14 protein-coding genes, 1 pseudogene and 3 riboswitches are annotated in these 17,964 nt (G+C 73.2%); of the genes and pseudogenes, 10 read left to right on the top strand and 5 right to left on the bottom strand.

Annotated elements, in window-relative coordinates; translation table 11 throughout:
* Positions 1-53: 53 nt before the first annotated feature.
* A riboswitch (cobalamin riboswitch) is annotated at positions 54-235 on the top strand.
* Positions 236-464: 229 nt separating this feature from the next.
* From QHG49_RS04890 to QHG49_RS04860, 7 genes are all read left to right on the top strand, one after another.
* Positions 465-1,988 (top strand): CoA-acylating methylmalonate-semialdehyde dehydrogenase, encoded by a 1,524-nt coding sequence (locus QHG49_RS04890; RefSeq protein WP_301487341.1) that lies wholly within the window; start codon positions 465-467, stop codon positions 1,986-1,988.
* Positions 1,989-1,995: 7 nt separating this feature from the next.
* Entirely contained in the window at positions 1,996-3,144 is a 1,149-nt protein-coding gene (locus QHG49_RS04885) for an acyl-CoA dehydrogenase family protein (protein ID WP_301487340.1), read from the top strand.
* The gene (locus QHG49_RS04880) at positions 3,141-4,220 is read left to right on the top strand and encodes an enoyl-CoA hydratase/isomerase family protein (protein ID WP_301487339.1); all 1,080 of its coding nucleotides are present in this window, start codon (positions 3,141-3,143) and stop codon (positions 4,218-4,220) included. The genes QHG49_RS04885 and QHG49_RS04880 overlap by 4 nt, the downstream gene beginning before the upstream one ends.
* Positions 4,217-5,152: a 3-hydroxyisobutyrate dehydrogenase gene (mmsB, locus tag QHG49_RS04875; RefSeq protein WP_301487338.1), complete on the top strand. Its 936-nt coding sequence runs from the start codon at positions 4,217-4,219 to the stop codon at positions 5,150-5,152. The genes QHG49_RS04880 and mmsB overlap by 4 nt, the downstream gene beginning before the upstream one ends.
* The gene (locus tag QHG49_RS04870) at positions 5,149-5,928 is read left to right on the top strand and encodes an enoyl-CoA hydratase (RefSeq protein ID WP_301487337.1); all 780 of its coding nucleotides are present in this window, start codon (positions 5,149-5,151) and stop codon (positions 5,926-5,928) included. Before mmsB ends, QHG49_RS04870 begins: the two co-directional genes overlap by 4 nt.
* 239 nt (positions 5,929-6,167) lie before the next feature.
* The gene (locus QHG49_RS04865; protein ID WP_159706839.1) at positions 6,168-6,383 is read left to right on the top strand and encodes a CbtB-domain containing protein; all 216 of its coding nucleotides are present in this window, start codon (positions 6,168-6,170) and stop codon (positions 6,381-6,383) included.
* Between the two features lie 25 nt (positions 6,384-6,408).
* Positions 6,409-7,281, top strand: a complete 873-nt coding sequence (locus tag QHG49_RS04860) for a CbtA family protein (protein ID WP_301487336.1) — start codon at positions 6,409-6,411, stop codon at positions 7,279-7,281.
* A 148-nt stretch (positions 7,282-7,429) separates the two neighbouring features.
* Here the strand turns inward: QHG49_RS04860 and QHG49_RS04855 are convergent, their stop codons facing one another.
* Positions 7,430-8,005, bottom strand: coding sequence for a histidine phosphatase family protein (locus QHG49_RS04855; RefSeq protein ID WP_301487335.1), 576 nt, complete (start codon positions 8,003-8,005; stop codon positions 7,430-7,432).
* A 22-nt stretch (positions 8,006-8,027) separates the two neighbouring features.
* A complete protein-coding gene (locus QHG49_RS04850) occupies positions 8,028-9,473 on the bottom strand; it encodes a short-chain fatty acyl-CoA regulator family protein (protein ID WP_301487334.1) in 1,446 nt (481 codons plus the stop codon).
* Between the two features lie 237 nt (positions 9,474-9,710).
* Here QHG49_RS04850 and QHG49_RS04845 point away from each other — a divergent pair, with 237 nt between their 5' ends.
* Genes QHG49_RS04845 through QHG49_RS04835 form a run of 3 tightly spaced genes read left to right on the top strand, consistent with a single transcriptional unit; the run spans position 9,711 to position 13,280 of the window.
* A complete protein-coding gene (locus QHG49_RS04845; protein ID WP_301487333.1) occupies positions 9,711-11,216 on the top strand; it encodes an MmgE/PrpD family protein in 1,506 nt (501 codons plus the stop codon).
* Entirely contained in the window at positions 11,216-12,121 is a 906-nt protein-coding gene (gene prpB, locus QHG49_RS04840; RefSeq protein WP_301487332.1) for a methylisocitrate lyase, read from the top strand. The genes QHG49_RS04845 and prpB overlap by 1 nt, the downstream gene beginning before the upstream one ends.
* 19 nt (positions 12,122-12,140) lie before the next feature.
* The gene (locus QHG49_RS04835; RefSeq protein WP_301487331.1) at positions 12,141-13,280 is read left to right on the top strand and encodes a bifunctional 2-methylcitrate synthase/citrate synthase; all 1,140 of its coding nucleotides are present in this window, start codon (positions 12,141-12,143) and stop codon (positions 13,278-13,280) included.
* Here QHG49_RS04835 and QHG49_RS04830 read toward each other — a convergent pair.
* The 3 genes and pseudogenes from QHG49_RS04830 to metE form a co-directional block, all read right to left on the bottom strand.
* A complete protein-coding gene (locus QHG49_RS04830) occupies positions 13,220-14,170 on the bottom strand; it encodes an SDR family NAD(P)-dependent oxidoreductase (RefSeq protein ID WP_301487330.1) in 951 nt (316 codons plus the stop codon). The two genes, QHG49_RS04835 and QHG49_RS04830, sit on opposite strands and share 61 nt — an antisense overlap.
* A 64-nt stretch (positions 14,171-14,234) precedes the next feature.
* Positions 14,235-14,535: pseudogene (locus QHG49_RS34025) on the bottom strand (ribonucleotide-diphosphate reductase subunit alpha); the annotation flags it as partial.
* Between the two features lie 91 nt (positions 14,536-14,626).
* Positions 14,627-14,851: riboswitch (cobalamin riboswitch) on the bottom strand.
* 166 nt (positions 14,852-15,017) lie between these two features.
* Positions 15,018-17,336 (bottom strand): 5-methyltetrahydropteroyltriglutamate--homocysteine S-methyltransferase, encoded by a 2,319-nt coding sequence (metE, locus tag QHG49_RS04815; protein WP_301487329.1) that lies wholly within the window; start codon positions 17,334-17,336, stop codon positions 15,018-15,020.
* A 168-nt stretch (positions 17,337-17,504) separates the two neighbouring features.
* A riboswitch (cobalamin riboswitch) is annotated at positions 17,505-17,699 on the bottom strand.
* Positions 17,700-17,964: the final 265 nt, after the last annotated feature.

The following is a 17,964-nucleotide window of genomic DNA, read 5'->3' as shown; positions in this document are numbered from 1 at the left end:
GCGTGAAGACGCGCCCGATCCACGGGGACACTGGATTTACTAGGACGTCCAACTATATATTCGGGGGAGAAGGCCCGCGGTGCAGGGAAGCCGGTGTGAATCCGGCACGGTCCCGCCACTGTGACCGGGGAGTACGCCGTCGACGGATACGCCACTGACGAGCTGGATGTCGGGAAGGCGGACGGCGCGCGCTGATCCGGGAGTCAGGATACCGGCCGCGGGATGTTCCGTGTTGTCCACGAGGATGGAGCCGACACGCATGGCACCCCCGCGCACCCATGACCCCGGCGCGAGCCGACGCGGGCCCCTCCCGCGCGGCAACCCCGCCGTACCGGTCTGAGGGCTCGTCCCGCCACCGCGTCTCTCGCGCCGCCCCGGCACACCCGCACGCGCTCCCGCGCACCTGGGCCGTGTGCCGCCGCCGCGCGCCGTCCCGGATCACCCCCTGACGAGAGCAGGCAGCCATGATCCGTCCCCAAGCCCCCTCTGTCGTACGCGAGTTGACCCATTTCGTCGACGGCAAGCACGTCCCGGGCACCTCCGGGGCCCACGGCGAGGTGTACGACCCCAACACCGGCGAGGTCCAGGCCCTCGTACCGCTCGCCGACCGCGCCGAGACCACGGCGGCGATCGCCTCCGCCGCCGAGGCGCAGCGCGCCTGGGCCGAGTGGAACCCGCAGCGCCGCGCCCGCGTCCTGCTGCGCTTCCTCCAGCTCGCCGAGCAGGAGAAGGACGCGCTGGCCCGGCTGCTGTCGGCCGAGCACGGCAAGACCGTCGCCGACGCCCACGGCGACCTTCGGCGCGGCCTGGACGTCGTGGAGTTCGCCGCCGGCATCCCGCATCTGCTCAAGGGCGAGTTCAGCGACAACGCGGGCACCGGCATCGATGTGCACTCGCTGCGCGCACCCCTCGGTGTCATCGCGGGCATCACGCCGTTCAACTTCCCCGCCATGATCCCGCTCTGGCAGGCCGCACCCGCGCTGGCCTGCGGCAACGCCTTCGTCCTCAAGCCCTCCGAGCGCAACCCCTCCGTGCCGCTGCGGCTCGCCGAACTCTTCCTGGAGGCGGGCCTGCCGCCCGGCGTGCTCACTGTCGTCAACGGCGCCCGGGACGCCGTGGACACCCTCCTCGAAGACCCGCGCGTCGCCGCCCTCGGCTTCGTCGGTTCCACCCCCGTCGCCGCGCACGTGTACGCCACCGCCGCCGCCCACGGCAAGCGCGCCCAGTGCTTCGGCGGCGCCAAGAACCACCTCGTCGTGATGCCGGACGCCGACCTGGACCAGGCGGTCGACGCGCTGATCGGCGCCGGGTACGGCTCGGCCGGTGAACGCTGCATGGCCATCTCGGTCGCCGTGCCGGTCGGCGAGGCCACCGCCGACGCCCTCGTCGCCCGGCTCGCCGAACGCATCGCCGCCCTGCGTATCGGCCGCAGCGACGACCCCGAGGCCGACTTCGGCCCGCTGGTCGCCCCCGAGGCCCTGCGCCGGGTCCGCGAGTACGTCGACCTCGGGGTCCGGGAGGGCGCCGAACTTGTCGTGGACGGACGGGACTTCGTGCTCCCCGGCCACGAGAGGGGCTTCTTCGCCGGGGCCTCGCTCTTCGACCGGGTCACCCCGGACATGCGGATCCACCAGGAGGAGATCTTCGGCCCGGTCCTCTCGGTCGTCCGCGCGGCCGACTACGAGGAGGCCCTGCGCCTGCCCAGCGAGCATCTTTACGGCAACGGCGTCGCGATCTTCACCCGCGACGGGGACACCGCCCGCGACTTCACCCGGCGGGTGGACACCGGCATGGTCGGCGTGAACGTGCCCATCCCGGTGCCCGTCGCCCACCACACCTTCGGCGGCTGGAAGCGCTCCGGCTTCGGCGACCTCGGCCAGCACGGCCCGGACGCGATCCGCTTCTGCACCCGCACCAAGACCGTCACCTCCCGCTGGCCCGCCGGCCGCCGCGAGGGTGCCTCCTTCACGATCCCCACGATGGGCTGAGCGCCGTATGACCACCACCCTGCTCACCGAGGACCAGCGAGCCCTCGTCGAGACCACCCTCGACTTCGCCCAGGACCACCTCGCCCCGCACGCCCTGGACTGGGACCGCGACCACCACTTCCCCGTCGACGTCCTGCGCAAGGCCGCGGGGCTCGGCCTCGGCGGCGTCTACGTCCGCGAACAGCACGGCGGCTCCGCCCTCACCCGGGCCGACGGCGTGCTCGTCTTCGAGACCCTGGCCTCCGGCTGCCCCGCCATCGCCGGATACCTGTCCATCCACAACATGGTCGCCTGGATGATCGACCGCTACGGCGACGACGCCCAGCGCGAACGGTGGCTGCCCCGGCTGTGCGCCATGGACGACCTCGCGAGCTACTGCCTGACCGAACCCGGCGCCGGCTCCGACGCGGCCGCCCTCACCACCCGCGCCGTACCCGACGGCGGCCACTACGTGCTCACCGGCGTCAAGCAGTTCATCTCCGGCGCGGGCGCCGCCCAGGTGTACGTGGTGATGGCCCGCACCGGCGAATCCGGCGCCCGCGGCATCTCCGCGTTCCTCGTCGACAAGGACGACCCCGGCATTTCGTTCGGCCCGGACGAACGCAAGATGGGCTGGCACGCCCAGCCCACCCGCCAGGTCGTCCTGGACGGCGTCCGCATCCCCGCCGACCGGCTCCTCGGCCGCGCGGGCGAGGGCTTCCGGATCGCGATGAACGGCCTGAACGGCGGCCGGCTCGGCATCGCCGCCTGCTCCCTCGGCGGCGCCCGCAGCGCCCTGGACCGCAGCCTCGCCCACCTCGCCGACCGGGAGGCGTTCGGCGCCCGTCTCCTCGACGCCCAGGCCCTGCGCTTCCGCCTCGCCGACATGGCGACCGAGCTGACCGCCGCCCGCGCCCTGGTCCAGCAGGCCGCCCGCGCCCTGGACGCCGGGGACCCGCAGGCGCCGTACCTGTGCGCCATGGCGAAGCGGTTCGCCACCGACACCGGGTACGCGGTCGCCGACCGCGCCCTGCAACTGCACGGCGGATACGGCTACCTCGCCGAGTACGGCATTGAGAAGATCGTCCGCGACCTTCGCGTCCACCAGATCCTGGAAGGAACCAACGAGATCATGCGCGTCATCGTGGCCCGCGGCCTGACGGAGGCCCTCGGATGAGCAACGACACCGGGGAACCCGTCCTCCTGCGCACCGGCGGCCGGGCCGCCCGGATCATCCTCAACCGGCCCCGGGCCCTCAACGCCCTCACCCACGAGATGGTCACCCGCATCGACGCGGCGCTGACCGACTGGGAGCACGATCCCGCCGTGCGGACCGTCGTCGTCAGCGGCGCCGGGGGCCGGGGACTGTGCGCGGGCGGCGACATCCGCGCCATCCACGACGACGCCCGGGACGGCGACGGCACCGCGTCGGCCGCGTTCTGGCGGGACGAGTACCACCTCAACGCGCGTACCGCCCGCTACCCCAAGCCGTACGTCGCCCTCATGGACGGCATCGTGATGGGCGGCGGGGTCGGCGTCTCCGCGCACGGCGGCGTCCGTGTCGTCACCGAGCGCTCGCGGATCGCCATGCCGGAGACGGGGATCGGCTTCATCCCGGACGTCGGCGGCACCTACCTCCTCTCCCGCACCCCCGGCGAGCTGGGCACGCACCTGGCCCTGACGGGAAACCAGATCGGCGCCGGTGACGCCCTGTTGTGCGGACTCGCCGACCACTACGTCCCCTCCGCCGCCCTGGACGCCCTGCTGGACGACCTCGGCTGGATGCCCGTGCCCGATGCTCTGGCGCGGCATGAACAGCAGGCCCCACAGGGCAGGTTGGCCGAGCAGCGGAGCTGGATCGACGCCTGCTATCGCGCCGACTCCGTCGAGGAGATCGTCGAGCGGCTGTTCGCGCACGGCGGCACGGAGGCGAAGGAGACGGCCGAGACCCTGCTCGCCAAGTCGCCCACCGCGCTCAAGGTCACCCTGGCCGCCGTCCGCCGCGCCCGGCGGCTCGGGACCCTGGAGGAGGTCCTCGACCAGGAGTACCGCGTCTCGTGCGCCGGGCTGAGGAGCCCCGACCTGGTGGAGGGCGTCCGCGCCCAGATCATCGACAAGGACCGCGACCCGCACTGGTCACCGGCGACCCTGGCCGAGGTCACCGACGCCGACGTGGAGCGCTTCTTCGCCCCGCTCGGCGACCGCGAACTCGGGCTCGCGGGGCCCGGCGGTACGACGGAGGCGGCGCGGTGAGCGGGCAGGGCCCGGCCGGCGGAGCCGTCCCGGCGAGCCGTCGCACCGTCGCCTTCGTCGGGCTCGGGCACATGGGTGGCCCCATGGCCGCCAACCTGGTCAGGGCCGGGCACCGGGTACGCGGCCACGACCTGGCGCCCGAGGCCCTGGCGGCCGCCGCGCGGGCGGGGGTGGAGCCCGCCGGATCCGCCGCCGAGGCGGTGGCCGACGCGGACACCGTGATCACCATGCTCCCCGCCGGCCGCCATGTCCTGGACCTCTACGACACCCTGCTCCCGGCGGCCCGGCCCGGCACCCTCTTCGTCGACTGCTCCACCATCGACGTCGCCGACGCCCGCACCGCCCAGGACCGCGCCGTCGCCGCCGGGATGCGGGCGCTGGACGCACCCGTATCCGGCGGAGTGGTCGGCGCCGAGGCCGGCACACTGACCTTCATGGCCGGTGGCGGGGAGACCGAGTTCGCCTGCGCCCGGCCCCTGCTGGACGTCATGGGCGGCAAGGCCGTGCACTGCGGCGGCCCCGGTGCCGGGCAGGCGGCGAAGATCTGCAACAACATGATCCTCGGCGTCTCCATGATCGCCGTGAGCGAGGCGTTCGTCCTCGGCGAGCGCCTCGGGCTGTCCCACCAGGCCCTGTTCGACGTCGCGTCCACGGCCTCCGGGCAGTGCTGGGCGCTCAGCGTCAACTGCCCGGTCCCGGGCCCGGTCCCGGCGAGCCCCGCCAACCGGGACTACCGGCCCGGCTTCGCCGCCGCGCTCATGGCCAAGGACCTGGGACTCGCCGCCAACGCGGTCAGGGCGGGCGGGGTGCGCGCCGAACTCGGACTCAGAGCGGCCGAGTTGTACGCCGACTACGCCGAACGGGCCGGTGCCGCCGAGGACTTCTCGGGCATCGTACGCACCATCAGGGAACAGAGCGGAGAACGGGCATGAGCACCGAGTACGAGACGATCCGGGTCGAGCGCAAGGGCCGTACCGCCCTGCTCACCCTCGACCGCCCCAAGGCCCTGAACGCCCTGAACCTCCAGGTCATGAACGAGGTCGTGGCCGCCACCGAGGCGCTGGACCGGGACCCGGACTGCGGCTGCGTGGTGATCACCGGCTCGGCGAAGGCGTTCGCCGCGGGCGCCGACATCAAGGAGATGAGCGCGCAGGGGTACATGGACATGTACCTGGCCGACTGGTTCACCGCCTGGGACCGGCTCGGACAGCTGCGCACCCCGACCGTCGCCGCGGTCGCCGGGTACGCCCTCGGCGGCGGCTGCGAGCTGGCCATGCTCTGCGACATCCTGCTCGCCGCCGACACCGCCGTCTTCGGGCAGCCCGAGATCAAACTCGGGGTGATCCCGGGTATCGGCGGCTCCCAGCGGCTGACCCGGGCCGTCGGCAAGGCCAAGGCCATGGAGCTGGTGCTGACCGGCCGCACCATGGACGCCGCCGAGGCCGAGCGCGCCGGACTCGTCTCCCGGATCGTCCCGGCCGCCGAACTGCTCGCCGAGGCCCTCGCCGTCGCGGAGGTCGTCGCCGGGATGTCGCTGCCGGTGGCGATGATGGCCAAGGAGGCGGTGGGCCGGGCCTTCGAGACCACCCTCGCGGAGGGCGTCCGCTTCGAACGGCGGCTGTTCCACGCGGTGTTCGCGACCGCCGACCAGAAGGAGGGGATGGCCGCCTTCGCGGACAAGCGAGCGCCGGAGTTCCGGCACCGGTGACCCCGGGGCCCGCCTTCCTCGGTACGGGGGCGCCCCTCGGCCACTTGTCTGATTGACGGACGATGCTCGTTTCCGTACGCTCCGCTCTTAGTGATGGCCTGAGGAAGCTGGTGGGAATCCAGCACGGTCGCGCCACTGTGTACGTGCCCCTCCGCGAGGGCGGGCGCGAAGTCAGACACCGGGCCGTCACGACGCTCCATTGGCTGAGGGACGCACGATCCCCTGAAGGAGGCTCACTCATGAGCAGTCTGTCCGCGCCCGCCGCACTCCCCACACCCGTCGTCCTCCCGGCCACGAAAGCCGTGCTCTGGCTGGTCGGCACCGCGCTGTTCGCGCTGGCGATCTACTACTTCATCGGGGTCGACCAGGGCGCCTACTCCGTCTTCGGCAAGGACATGCACGTCCACGAGTTCGTGCACGACGCCCGCCACTTCCTGGGCTTCCCCTGCCACTGACGAGAGCCGGCACGGACATCTGAACATGGAAAAGAGACTCATCCTGCGCGGCGTCATCGCCGGCGCAGTCGCCGGGCTGCTCGCCTTCGTCTTCGCACGGATCTTCGCCGAGCCCCAGATCACCAAGGCGATCGACTACGAGAGCGGCCGCGACGCCGCACAGGCCGTCCTCGACAAGGCCGCCGGGATCACGGCCGAGGCCGAGGGCCCCGACATCTTCAGCCGGACGATCCAGGCCAACGTCGGCATCGGCGTGGGCATGGTCCTCTTCGGCGTCGCCATGGGCGCGCTCTTCGCCGTCGCCTACGCGGTCTGCCTCGGGCGGGTCGGCAAGCTGCGCCCGCGCAACCTCGCGATGCTGGTGGCGCTGGGCGGCTTCGTCGGCATGTACCTGGTGCCGTTCGTCAAGTACCCGGCCAACCCGCCGGCCATCGGCCACCCCGAGACGATCAAGGACCGGGGCAACCTGTACCTGGCCATGGTGGTCTGCTCGGTGGTCCTCCTCGTCGCCGCCGTCTGGCTCGGCAAACGCCTCCAGCCGCGCTTCGGCAACTGGAACGCCACGCTGCTCGCCGCCGGCGCCTATGCCGTGGCCATCGGCATCGTGATGGCGCTGCTGCCGTCGCTCGGCGAACTCTCCGCCAACGTACGGGAGTACGGCCACCACGCCACCGAGACCCCGCTGCCCCTGACCAACTCCAAGGGCACCATCGTCTACCCGGGCTTCCCGGCGGACGTCCTGGCCTCCTTCCGCTTCTACTCCGTCGCCGCCCAGGCCCTGCTCTGGGCGACCCTGGGCCTCGTCTTCGCCCCCATGGCCGAGCGGCTGCTCGACCCGGCGGCGCGGGCGGCCGCGAAACCGGCACCCCAGCAGCCGGAACCGGTCGGCGCCGCCTGACCCACGCCGACCGGCGCCGCCTGACCCACGCCGACCGGCGCCGCCTGACCCACGCCGACCGGCACCGCCTGACCCACGCCGACCGGCGCGCACGACGCACCGAGGGCCGCACCCCGAACAGGGCGCGGCCCTCGGCCCGTTACGCGGTTCACACCTCCGGTGCGGCCAAGGGCCCCCCGAGCCGCAGATTCCACCGGCCGCCCCGTCCGCTCAGCTCCGTCGCCGTCAGCGGCACCACGTCCAGCCGCCAGAACGCGCCCGCGGGCAGCCCCAAGGCCTGGACGACCGCGGCCCGTACGATCTCCGGCTCGACCACGGCCACCGTACGGCCGTCCTCCGCGCCGTCCAGCCACGCCGCGACCCGTGCGCACACCTCCCGCACCGACTCCCCGCCGTGGCCCGCCCATTCGGGGTCGGTGAGCCAGTGGCCGAGGGCCTCCGGTTCGGCCGCCGTCACCTCGTCGAGGGTGCGACCGCGCCAGCGGCCCACGTCCACGCCCCGCAGCGCGGACGCCTCCGCACCGGCGTCCAGACCGAGGGCCCGCGCCGTCTCCCGGCAGCGCGTACTCGCCGAGAGCACCACCCGGGCGGCAGCGGGCAGCGACCCGGCCGCCGAACGGGCCCGCGCCGCGCCGAGATCCTCGATCGAGTCGCCGTCGTAGAAGCGGGCCCCCCGCAGCGCGGGGGTCATGGCGGGGGAGACGAGAAGGACACGGCTGGTCACGCGGGACACTCCTGCGGGGTCGTCATGGGGTACGGGTCTCCACCGGGTACGGCACGTACGCGCGCCGGTCCGGGTCGATGGCGAGGTGCCCGCCGGCCGGCGGACGGGCCCGCTGGGCGCAGTCGCGGCGCTCGCAGATCCGGCAGCCCAGGCCGATCGGGGTCGCGGCGCGCGGGTCGTCCAGGGCGATGCCCTCGGCGTACACGAGCCGGTGTGCGTGGCGCAGTTCGCAGCCGAGGGCGACGGCGAACTCGGCGCGCGGCGCGTGATGTCCGAACCCGCCCCGCGTGATGGTCCGCGCGACCCAGAAGTACCGCTTGCCGTCCGGCATCTCGGCGACCTGGGTGAGTATCCGGCCGGGCGCCGAGAACGCCTCGTACACCGTCCACAGCGGGCAGGTGCCGCCGAGCCGGGAGAAGTGGAAGTCGGTCGCCGACTGCCGTTTGGAGATGTTGCCGGCCCGGTCCACCCGCAGGAAGGAGAACGGCACCCCCCGCCGCCCGGTGCGCTGGAGGGTGCTCAGCCGGTGGCAGACCGTCTCGAAGCCGACCCCGAAGCGGGCGGACAGCAACTCGATGTCGTAGCGCACCTCCTCGGCCGCGGCGTGGAAGGCGGTGTACGGCATCAGCAGGGCGCCCGCGAAGTAGTTCGCGAGGCCGATGCGGGCCAGCGCGGTGGACTCGGGCGAGGTCAAGTCAGCCGCGTGATCGGCGAGTTGGCGGAGCAGCGCGCCGTGCTCCAGCAGGGCGAGCTGGGTGGCGAGCTGGAAGGCGCGGCGGCCGTCGCTGAGCCAGGGGGAGAGGAACAGCAGCCCGGACGCGGGGTCGTAGCGGCGGGCGTCGGCGAGGCGCCCCGGGCCCGCCTGCACCACCCGTACCCCGTGCCGCTCGGCGAGCCGGGCCACCAGCGGCTCGGCGGCCCGGCCCGGACGCAGCGCCAGATCCTCGGCGATCCGCTCGGCCTCGGCGTCCAGCGGCTCGAAGTGGTTGTGGTGCGCGTAGAAGAAGTCCCGTACCTCGTCGTGCGGTTCGCCGGGCAGCAGCCGGGCGCCGCCGCCCGCGCCCGGTGTGGCCAGCGCGGCGGCCTGCTCGGCGGTGTCCCGGTAGCGGCGGTGCAGGGCCACCAGGGCGCGCGCCACCTCCGGGTGGGCGCGGGCGGCCTCGGCGATCTCGTCCTCGGGCGGCAGCGGCACCCCGCACGCCTCGTCGGCCAGCGCGGAGCGCAGCTCGGTCGCCAGGCGGTCGCCCTCGGCCTCCGAGAAGAACTCGGTGTCGACGCCGAAGACTTCGGCGATCCGTAGCAGCACGGGCGCGGTCAGCGGGCGCTGGCTCTGTTCGAGCTGGTTGGCGTAGCTGGTGGAGATGCCGAGCGCGCGGGCCATGTCGACCTGGTTCATGCCGTGCTCGCGGCGCAGCCGGCGCAGCCTGGCGTGGGCGTAGACCTTCCGTCCGGCCGTTCGCCGGGCCATGCGCACACCTCCCGATTCTGGGTGCCTCTCCTGCGAACATAGCATTCGCAGGATTCGCAGATTCCACAGATTCGCAGGTCCGCGCTGTAGGGAATCCACACGTCGGGGTGGTGGCCGCCGGGTCCGCGGCGGGGCAGGCTCGATGACATACGCCCCAGGTCCTTCCGCCCAGGTCCTTCCGCCCAGGCCCTTCCGCACAGGGCCCTCCGCCGAGGCCCCGACACCGTGAGGAGTCCCGTGATCGAGCATCACGTCCGTGTCCACCCCAGCGCCGACCGCCTGCCCCGCGAGGAGCAGCTCGCCTGGAAGCTCGCCGCCGTGGCCACCGGCACCGAGGAGCTGGCCCCGGACAGCGCGGCCATGGCCGTCAACCGGGTGATCGACAACGCGTCGGTCGCGGTCGCCTCCCTGCTGCGCCGCCCGGTCGCCGTCGCCCGCGCCCAGGCCGCCGCCCACCGCGTGCCGCGGCGGGGCGCCTCCGTCTTCGGCGCCCCGCACCGGATCACCCCCGAGTGGGCCGCCTGGGCCAACGGCACGGCGGTGCGCGAACTCGACTACCACGACACCTACCTGGCGGCCGACTACTCCCACCCCGGCGACAACGTCCCGCCGCTGCTCGCCGTCGCCCAGCACACCGGCCGCACCGGCGCCGACCTGCTGCGCGGCATCGTCGCCGCCTACGAGATCCATGTCGCCCTGGTCAAGGGCATCTGCCTGCACGAGCACCGCGTCGACCATGTCGCCCACCTCGGCGCGGCCACCGCCTGCGGCCTGGGCGCCCTGCTGCGGCTGCCCACCGAGACGGTCTACCAGGCCGTCCAGCAGACCGTGCACACCACCACCGCGACCCGCCAGTCCCGCAAGGGCGAGATCTCCAGCTGGAAGGCGTACGCCCCCGCCTTCGCCGGAAAGGCCGCCGTCGAGGCCGTCGACCGGGCGATGCGCGGCGAGACCTCGCCGTCCCCGATCTACGAGGGCGAGGACGGCTTCCTGGCCCGGATGCTGGACGGCCCCGGGTCCGACTACACCGTGCCGCTGCCCGCACCGGGCGAGCCGCGCCGCGCGATCCTCGACACCTACACCAAGGAGCACTCCGCCGAGTACCAGGCCCAGGCGATCATCGACCTGGCCCGGCGGCTGCGCGACAAGGTCCCACTGGAGAAGGTGCGTTCGGTGGTGCTGCACACCAGCCACCACACCCATCACGTCATCGGCTCCGGCGCGGGCGACCCGCAGAAGTACGACCCGACGGCCAGCCGCGAGACCCTCGACCACTCGGTGCCGTACATCCTCGCGGTCGCCCTGGAGGACGGCACCTGGCACCACGAGCGCTCCTACGCTCCCGAGCGGGCGCGGCGCCCGGAGACGGTGGCGCTGTGGCGGAAGATCACCACCGTCGAGGACCCGGAGTGGACCCGCCGCTACCACGACCCCGACCCCGCGCGCCGGGCGTTCGGCGGGCGGGCCGTGATCACCCTGGAGGACGGCACGGTGACCGAGGACGAGCTGGCCGTCGCCGACGCCCACCCGGCCGGTGCCCGCCCCTTCGACCGCGCCGCCTACGCGGGCAAGTTCCGCACCCTCGCCGAGGGAATCGTCGCCCCCGCCGCCCAGGACCGCTTCCTCACCGCCGCCGAACACCTGGCCGAGCTGTCCGCCCCCGACCTGGACGGCCTCTTCCCCGCCGTCGACACCCGGGCCGTCGCGGAGTACGACGCACGTCTGCCGAAGGGCTTGTTCTGATGCTGCACACCCGCACCACCCCCGCCGACCGCCGCCGCGTCCTGCGCCAACGGATCGCACAGGACCGGCTGTTGATGATGCCGGGCGCCCTCAACCCGCTGTCCGCCCGGCTGATCCAGGACACCGGCTTCGAGGCCGCCTACCTCTCCGGTGCCGTGCTCGCCGCCGACCTGGGCCTGCCCGACATCGGCCTGACCACGTCCACCGAGATCGCCGCCCGTGCCCAGCAGACCACCAGGGCGACCGACCTGCCCGTCCTGATCGACGCCGACACCGGCTTCGGCGAACCGATGAACGCCGCCCGCACGGTCCAGCTGATGGAGGACGCGGGCCTGGCCGGGCTGCACCTGGAGGACCAGGTCAACCCCAAGCGCTGCGGCCACCTCGACGGCAAGTCGGTCGTCGCCCGCGAGGAGATGACCCGCCGCATCCGGGCCGCCGTGGACGCCCGCCGCGACCCGGACTTCCTTCTCATGGCCCGCACCGACGCCCGCACCATCGAAGGGCTGGACGCGGCGATCGACCGTGCCAAGGCATACGTCGACGCGGGAGCCGACGCGATCTTTCCCGAAGCCCTCGCCGACGAGCGGGAGTTCGAGGCATTTCGCGCGGCGGTCGACGTGCCGCTGCTCGCCAACATGACCGAGTTCGGCAAGTCCCGCCTGCTGGACGTGCACACCCTTCAGAACCTCGGCTACGACATCGCGCTCTACCCCGTCACCTTCTTCCGCCTCGCCATGGGCGCCGTCGAGGACGGGCTGCGCACCCTGGCCGCCGAAGGCACCCAGGAGAGCCTGCTGCCCCGCATGCAGACCCGCTCCCGCCTCTACGAACTCCTCGGCTACGCGGACTACGCGGCCTTCGACTCGGCCGTCCACGACTTCACTCTGCCGCCCGGCGCCTGACCCACCGGAGACGATCCCCATGACCATCCATCGCGGACTCGCCGGTGTCGTCGTCGACACCACCGAGATCTCCACCGTCATCCAGGACACCAACTCCCTGACCTACCGCGGCTATCCGGTCCAGGACCTGGCCGCCCGCCGCTCCTTCGAGGAGGTCGCGTACCTGCTCTGGTACGGCGAACTCCCCGACGCCGGCCAACTGCGGGAGTTCCAGGCCCGGGAGCGCGCCCTGCGCCCGCTCGACCGCACCACCGCCGAACTGCTGGCCCGGCTCCCCGAGACCTGCCACCCGATGGACGTACTGCGCACCGCCGTCAGCTTCTTCGGCGCCGAGGACCCGACGGAGGACGACGGCAGCCTCGCCGCCCACCGCGCCAAGTCCCTGACCCTGCTGGCGAGACTCCCCGCCGTGGTCGCCGCCGACCAGCGCCGCCGACGCGGCCTCGCCCCCATTCCGCCCGACCCGGACCTCGGGTACGCGGAGAACTTCTTCCACATGTGCTTCGGCACGGTGCCCGACCCCGAGACGGTCCGCTGCTTCGAGATCTCCCTCGTCCTGTACGCCGAACACAGCTTCAACGCCTCGACGTTCACCGCCCGCGTCGTCACCTCCACCCTCTCCGACCTCTACAGCGCGGTCACCGCCGCCGTCGGCGCCCTCAAGGGCCCGCTGCACGGCGGCGCCAACGAGGCCGTGATGCACATGCTGGAGGAGATCGGCGACCCGGACCGCGCCGAGGAATGGCTGGACCGGGCCCTCGCCGACAAGCGGAAGATCATGGGCTTCGGCCACCGCGTCTACAAGGACGGCGACTCCCGGGTGCCCCTCATGCAGGGCGCGTTGGACCGTCTGGTGGCCCGCGCCGCCGACCCGGACACCACCCGCCTGGCCACCCTGCACACGGCCCTGCGGAACGCCATGCTCCAGCGCAAGGGCATCCACCCCAACCTGGACTACCCGGCCGGTCTCGCCTACCACCTGATGGGCTTCGACATCCCGGCCTTCACCCCGATCTTCGTGATGAGCCGGATCACCGGCTGGACCGCCCACATCACCGAACAGCTCGCCCACAACGCGCTGATCCGGCCCCTCGCCTCCTACGCGGGACCGGGCCGGCGGGCGGTGCCGGTCAGCTCCTCGCCGGCGGCCCACAGCTGAGCGGCGACGGCCGGATCGGCCATATGGGAGGGGACGGGCTCGGACCGCGGCATGCCCCGCAGCCCGAAGGCCCTCGGCCCCCACAGCTCCCCTCCCCGCACCTGTGGGTCGAGGACGGCACGCACGACGGGCCACGCCCCGGCGTCCTTGCCCTGCGCCAAGAGAGCGGCGGGCAGGGCGCGAAGCCGCTCGCCGGGTGTCGTCCGGTGGACCGGCGGGCGGGACGGGGTGAGGGAGTCCAGCGCGCCCCCGGGGCGGGCCACCACACTGAGCACCGTGCTGCCGGCGGCACGCAGTCGGCGGTCCAGTTCGAAGCCGAAACACATCTGCGCCGGCTTCGAGCGGCCGTACGTACGCTTGGGCCGGTAGTCCCGGGTGGACTGCAGGTCGCCGAGGTCCAGTCGCTCGGAGCGCGCCGCGAAGCTGCCCACCGTCACCACGCGGCCCGCCGGCGCCGCGGACAGCAGCGGTACCAGCCACCGGGTCAGCGCGAAGTGGCCGAGATGGTTGGTGCCGAACATCAGCTCGTGGCCGTCCGCGGTCTCCCGGCGCGGCGGGTCGTCGAGCGCGACCCCCGCGTTGTGCACCACCGCGTCGAGCCGATCGAGGTCCAGCCCGTCCACGCCCGCCCTCAGGGACGACAGGTCGGCGAGGTCCAGCCGAAGGTGCCGTACCCGCACGACGGGGACGCGCGAACGGGTCGAGGCCATGGCGGCCTCCACCTTCGCGCCGTCCCGGCTGCCGAGCACGACGACGGCGCCGGTGGCGGCGAGCTGCTCCGCCGTGAAGTAGCCGATCCCGGCGTCGCCCCCGGTGACCAGGAAGGTCCGGCCCTCGGCGGACGGCAGCCGGTGAACGTCCCATCGGCGGCTCTGAGTCGCGGAAGTCACGGTGGCGGGCTCCTTGCGCTCCGGGGCGGTGTGCTCAGGGGGGGGCACCGCCGACCCGCCCAAGGCGGGAGCCGTCGAAGGTCTTCAGGGTGTACGAGGTGTAGTACTCGAACGCGCCGAGGAAGGTGCGGAAGCGGTGCTCATGGGCGTACGCCCGCCGGTACAGACGCTCGGTGAACGCCCCGTCGTAGCGCCGGAACACCGCCTCCTCGTAGTACCCACGGGTTGACGTGCTGGAGGAAGTACTGGCGTACCGCCTCGCGGTCCTTGTCGAACTGGATGCGGCCGTCGCAGTCGTACATGTTCAGCATGGCGTTCAGCGCGTGGTGGTCCTTGCGCGTCCGGACCGGTTCCCGTGTGGTCATGCCGCCGGCCGCCCCGCCGCCGATGCCTGTCGTGCCCAAAACGTCCGCAGCCCTTCCCGCACGGCGGGGCCTCGAAGCGCGCACGCCGTCCGTCGGCGTACGCGCCGGTGGCAGGTCTTCGGACTCGCGGGCACGCCCTCATCACCTGAGGACACCTACTGGCCGTCGCTTCCCAGACCCCCGTTCACCGGGTCCAATGCGTATGACGGCGGTCGTTCCCGCTCACCGCCGCGGGGCAGTCCCGGATTCCCACCGGGTTCCCTCTTGCCTCGCCGGGCACCACTGCGCCCGGCGAACCACCAGCACGCCCAGCACTGCATCTAGAACTCGTCTGGGGTGCACGGCCCCAGATGTTGTGTCGTGGGCTCAACTTAGGTATACCCATGCGTCGGAGGGGGGCGGTCCCGGCGGCCGGTTCGGCGTGCCCGGACTGCGGGGCGGGGCCGTAACGCGTGCGCCCCGGCCCCGCCGTCGTGTCCGGATCAGGCTCCGGCCAGCTCCGCGCGGACCGTGCGCGCGGCCGCGACCAGGTTCTCCAGGGACTCACGGGTCTCCGGCCAGCCACGGGTCTTCAGGCCGCAGTCGGGGTTGACCCACAGCCGCTCGGCCGGGATGGCGCCGAGCCCCGTGCGCAGCAGCCCGGCCGCCTCCTCGGCGCTCGGGACGCGCGGGGAGTGGATGTCGTAGACACCAGGACCGGCCTCGCGTGAATAGCCGTGGGCGGCCAGTTCGCGGGCGACCTGCATATGGGAGCGGGCCGCCTCCAGGCTGATGACATCGGCGTCGAGATCGTCGATGGCGCGCACGATGTCACCGAACTCGGCGTAGCACATATGGGTGTGGATCTGGGTGTCCGGGCGCACCCCGCAGGTGCTCAGCCGGAACGCCTCGGTCGCCCAGTCCAGGTACGCGGGCCGGTCGGCGGCGCGCAGTGGCAGCGTCTCGCGCAGCGCGGGCTCGTCCACCTGGATCACCGAAGTCCCCGCGTGCTCAAGGTCGTCGACCTCGTCCCGCAGCGCGAGGGCGACCTGCCGCGCGGTGTCCCCGAGGGGCTGGTCGTCGCGGACGAAGGACCAGGCGAGCATGGTGACCGGACCGGTGAGCATGCCCTTGACCGGGCGGTCCGTGAGCGACTGGGCGTACGACGTCCAGCGGACCGTCATCGGACCGGGGCGGGAGATGTCGCCGGCCAGGATCGGCGGCCGCACGTACCGGGTGCCGTACGACTGGACCCAGCCGTGCTGGGTGGCGAGGTAGCCGGTGAGCTGTTCGGCGAAGTACTGGACCATGTCGTTGCGTTCGGCCTCGCCGTGCACCAGGACGTCGAGCCCGGCCTTCTCCTGGAAGGCGATCACCTCCCGGATCTCGGCCCGCACGCGCTCCTCGTACCCGGCGGTGTCGATCCGGCCCGCCCGCAAGTCGGCGCGAGCGGCGCGCAGTTCACCGGTCTGCGGGAACGAGCCGATCGTCGTCGTGGGCAGCAGGGGCAGCCCCAGCCGGGCGCGCTGGGCGGCGGCGCGCTCGGCGTACGGCTGGGAGCGGCGGGCATCGGCCTCGGTGACGGCGGCGGCGCGGGCGCGCACGGCAGGGTCGTGGGTGAGGGCGGAACCGGCCCGGGAGGCGAGGTCGGCCCGGTTCGCGGACAGCTCCGCGGCGATGGCGTCCGTGCCGAGGGTGAGGCCCTTGGCCAGCGTGGCGAGTTCCGCCGTCTTCTGCTCGGCGAAGGCGAGCCAGCGCCGGATCTGCGGGTCGATGTCGTGCTCGGCGGCCGCGTCGAGGGGGACGTGCAGCAGGGAGCAGGAGGCCGAGACGTCGACCCGGTCGGCCAGGCCCAGCAGGGTGCCGAGGGTGGCCAGGGACTTCTCCAGGTCGTCGACCCAGACGTTGCGGCCGTTGACGACGCCCGCGACCAGCCGCTTGCCGGGCAGCCCGCCGACGGCGGCCAGCGCGTCCAGGTTCCGGGCGGCGGCCTCGGTGAAGTCCAGGGCCAGGCCCTCCACCGGCGCCTTCGCGAGCACCGGCAGGGCCTCGCCGAGCCGGTCGAAGTAGGACGCCACCAGCAGCCTGGGCCGGTCGGTGAGGGCGCCGAGATCGCGGTAGGCGCGCTCGGCGGCGTTCAGCTCGGCCGGGGTGCGGTCCTGGACGAGGGCGGGCTCATCGAGCTGCACCCAGTCGGCGCCGGCCGCCCGCAGGTCGGCGAGGACCTCGGCGTACACCGGCAGCAGCCGGTCCAGCAGGGTCAGCGGCTCGAAGTCGGCGGGCACCCCGGGCGCGGGCTTGGCCAGCAGCAGATAGGTCACCGGGCCCACCAGCACCGGGCGGGCGCTCAGCCCGAGGGCGAGGGCCTCGGTCAGCTCCGCGACCTGCTTGGCGGAGTCGGCCGTGAACACCGTGTCCGGCCCCAACTCGGGTACCAGATAGTGGTAATTGGTGTCGAACCACTTGGTCATCTCCAGCGGCGCCACCTCCTGGGTGCCGCGGGCCATCGCGAAGTAGCCGTCCAGCGGATCGGCGGCGACGGCCGCCCGGTGCCGGTCGGGGATCGCGCCGACCATGACGCTGGTGTCCAGGACATGGTCGTAGTACGAGAAGTCGCCGGACGGCACCTCGTGCAGACCGGCCTCGGCGAGCCGGCGCCAGGCGGTGCCGCGCAACTCGGCTGCGGTCGCCCGCAGTTCGTCAGCGCTGACGCGGCCCTTCCAGTAGCCCTCGATCGCCTTCTTCAGTTCCCGGTTCGCCCCCTGGCGGGGGTAGCCGTACACGGTGGCCCGTGCCGCCGCGGCTGCGGACTTCGTGGTCACGGAGATCTCCTTCGCGAGATGAATCCCTGAGATCCCGGGGACGGGACGAGAGCGCGAAGGGGTGACGGACCGTACGGCAGCGGCCCATGGCCGTCCGTTCGGTTCTGTGTCGCCGACCCGCCCTCGAGGTCACCGGGATGCCGCGCACGGGACGTCCCGCGCACGGGCAGATGGCAGGTCTTCGGACTCGCGGGCACGCCCTCATCACCTGAGGACACCTACTGGCCGTCGCTTCCCAGACCCTGTTCACCGGGTCCAGTGCGTATGACGGCGGTCGTTCCCGCTCACCGCTGCGGGGCAGTCCCGGATTCCCACCGGGTTCCCTCTTGCGACGCTCCCGCCTGGCGGACGGGGCGAACCAGCTGCACGCGCCAGCCTACGGGCCGAAGGGTTCGCGTGGTGGATCAAGTCCAGCATTCGGATGGCGCGCCGAGACGGACGGCCCCGGACCAGATCGCGTCCCGGCTCCGGAAGGGCCCGGACGGCCCGCTTGCCGGGCCCGCGCCCCTGGCACTCCGGGGCCCAGGTGGTCGCCCGCCCGCGCCGCCGTGGCCCGCGATGCCGCCGCACGGCAGAGGGCGGGAAGCGCCGCACACGCGCTTCCCGCCCTTCCCTCCGCACGGTCGTC

It is taken from the genome of Streptomyces sp. WP-1 (genome assembly GCF_030450125.1).
Classification (GTDB): Bacteria; Actinomycetota; Actinomycetes; order Streptomycetales; family Streptomycetaceae; genus Streptomyces; species Streptomyces incarnatus.
Note: the sequence above shows the minus strand (reverse complement) of the source record. Positions and strands in the feature narration are given on the sequence as shown.

Coding starts and splice junctions, on each gene's coding strand:
- QHG49_RS04890 (WP_301487341.1), top strand. CDS start 465: ATGATCCGTCCCCAAGCCCCCTCTGTCGTACGCGAGTTGACCCATTTC.
- QHG49_RS04885 (WP_301487340.1), top strand. CDS start 1,996: ATGACCACCACCCTGCTCACCGAGGACCAGCGAGCCCTCGTCGAGACC.
- QHG49_RS04880 (WP_301487339.1), top strand. CDS start 3,141: ATGAGCAACGACACCGGGGAACCCGTCCTCCTGCGCACCGGCGGCCGG.
- QHG49_RS04870 (WP_301487337.1), top strand. CDS start 5,149: ATGAGCACCGAGTACGAGACGATCCGGGTCGAGCGCAAGGGCCGTACC.
- QHG49_RS04865 (WP_159706839.1), top strand. CDS start 6,168: ATGAGCAGTCTGTCCGCGCCCGCCGCACTCCCCACACCCGTCGTCCTC.
- QHG49_RS04860 (WP_301487336.1), top strand. CDS start 6,409: ATGGAAAAGAGACTCATCCTGCGCGGCGTCATCGCCGGCGCAGTCGCC.
- QHG49_RS04850 (WP_301487334.1), bottom strand. CDS start 9,473: ATGGCCCGGCGAACGGCCGGACGGAAGGTCTACGCCCACGCCAGGCTG.
- prpB (WP_301487332.1), top strand. CDS start 11,216: ATGCTGCACACCCGCACCACCCCCGCCGACCGCCGCCGCGTCCTGCGC.
- QHG49_RS04835 (WP_301487331.1), top strand. CDS start 12,141: ATGACCATCCATCGCGGACTCGCCGGTGTCGTCGTCGACACCACCGAG.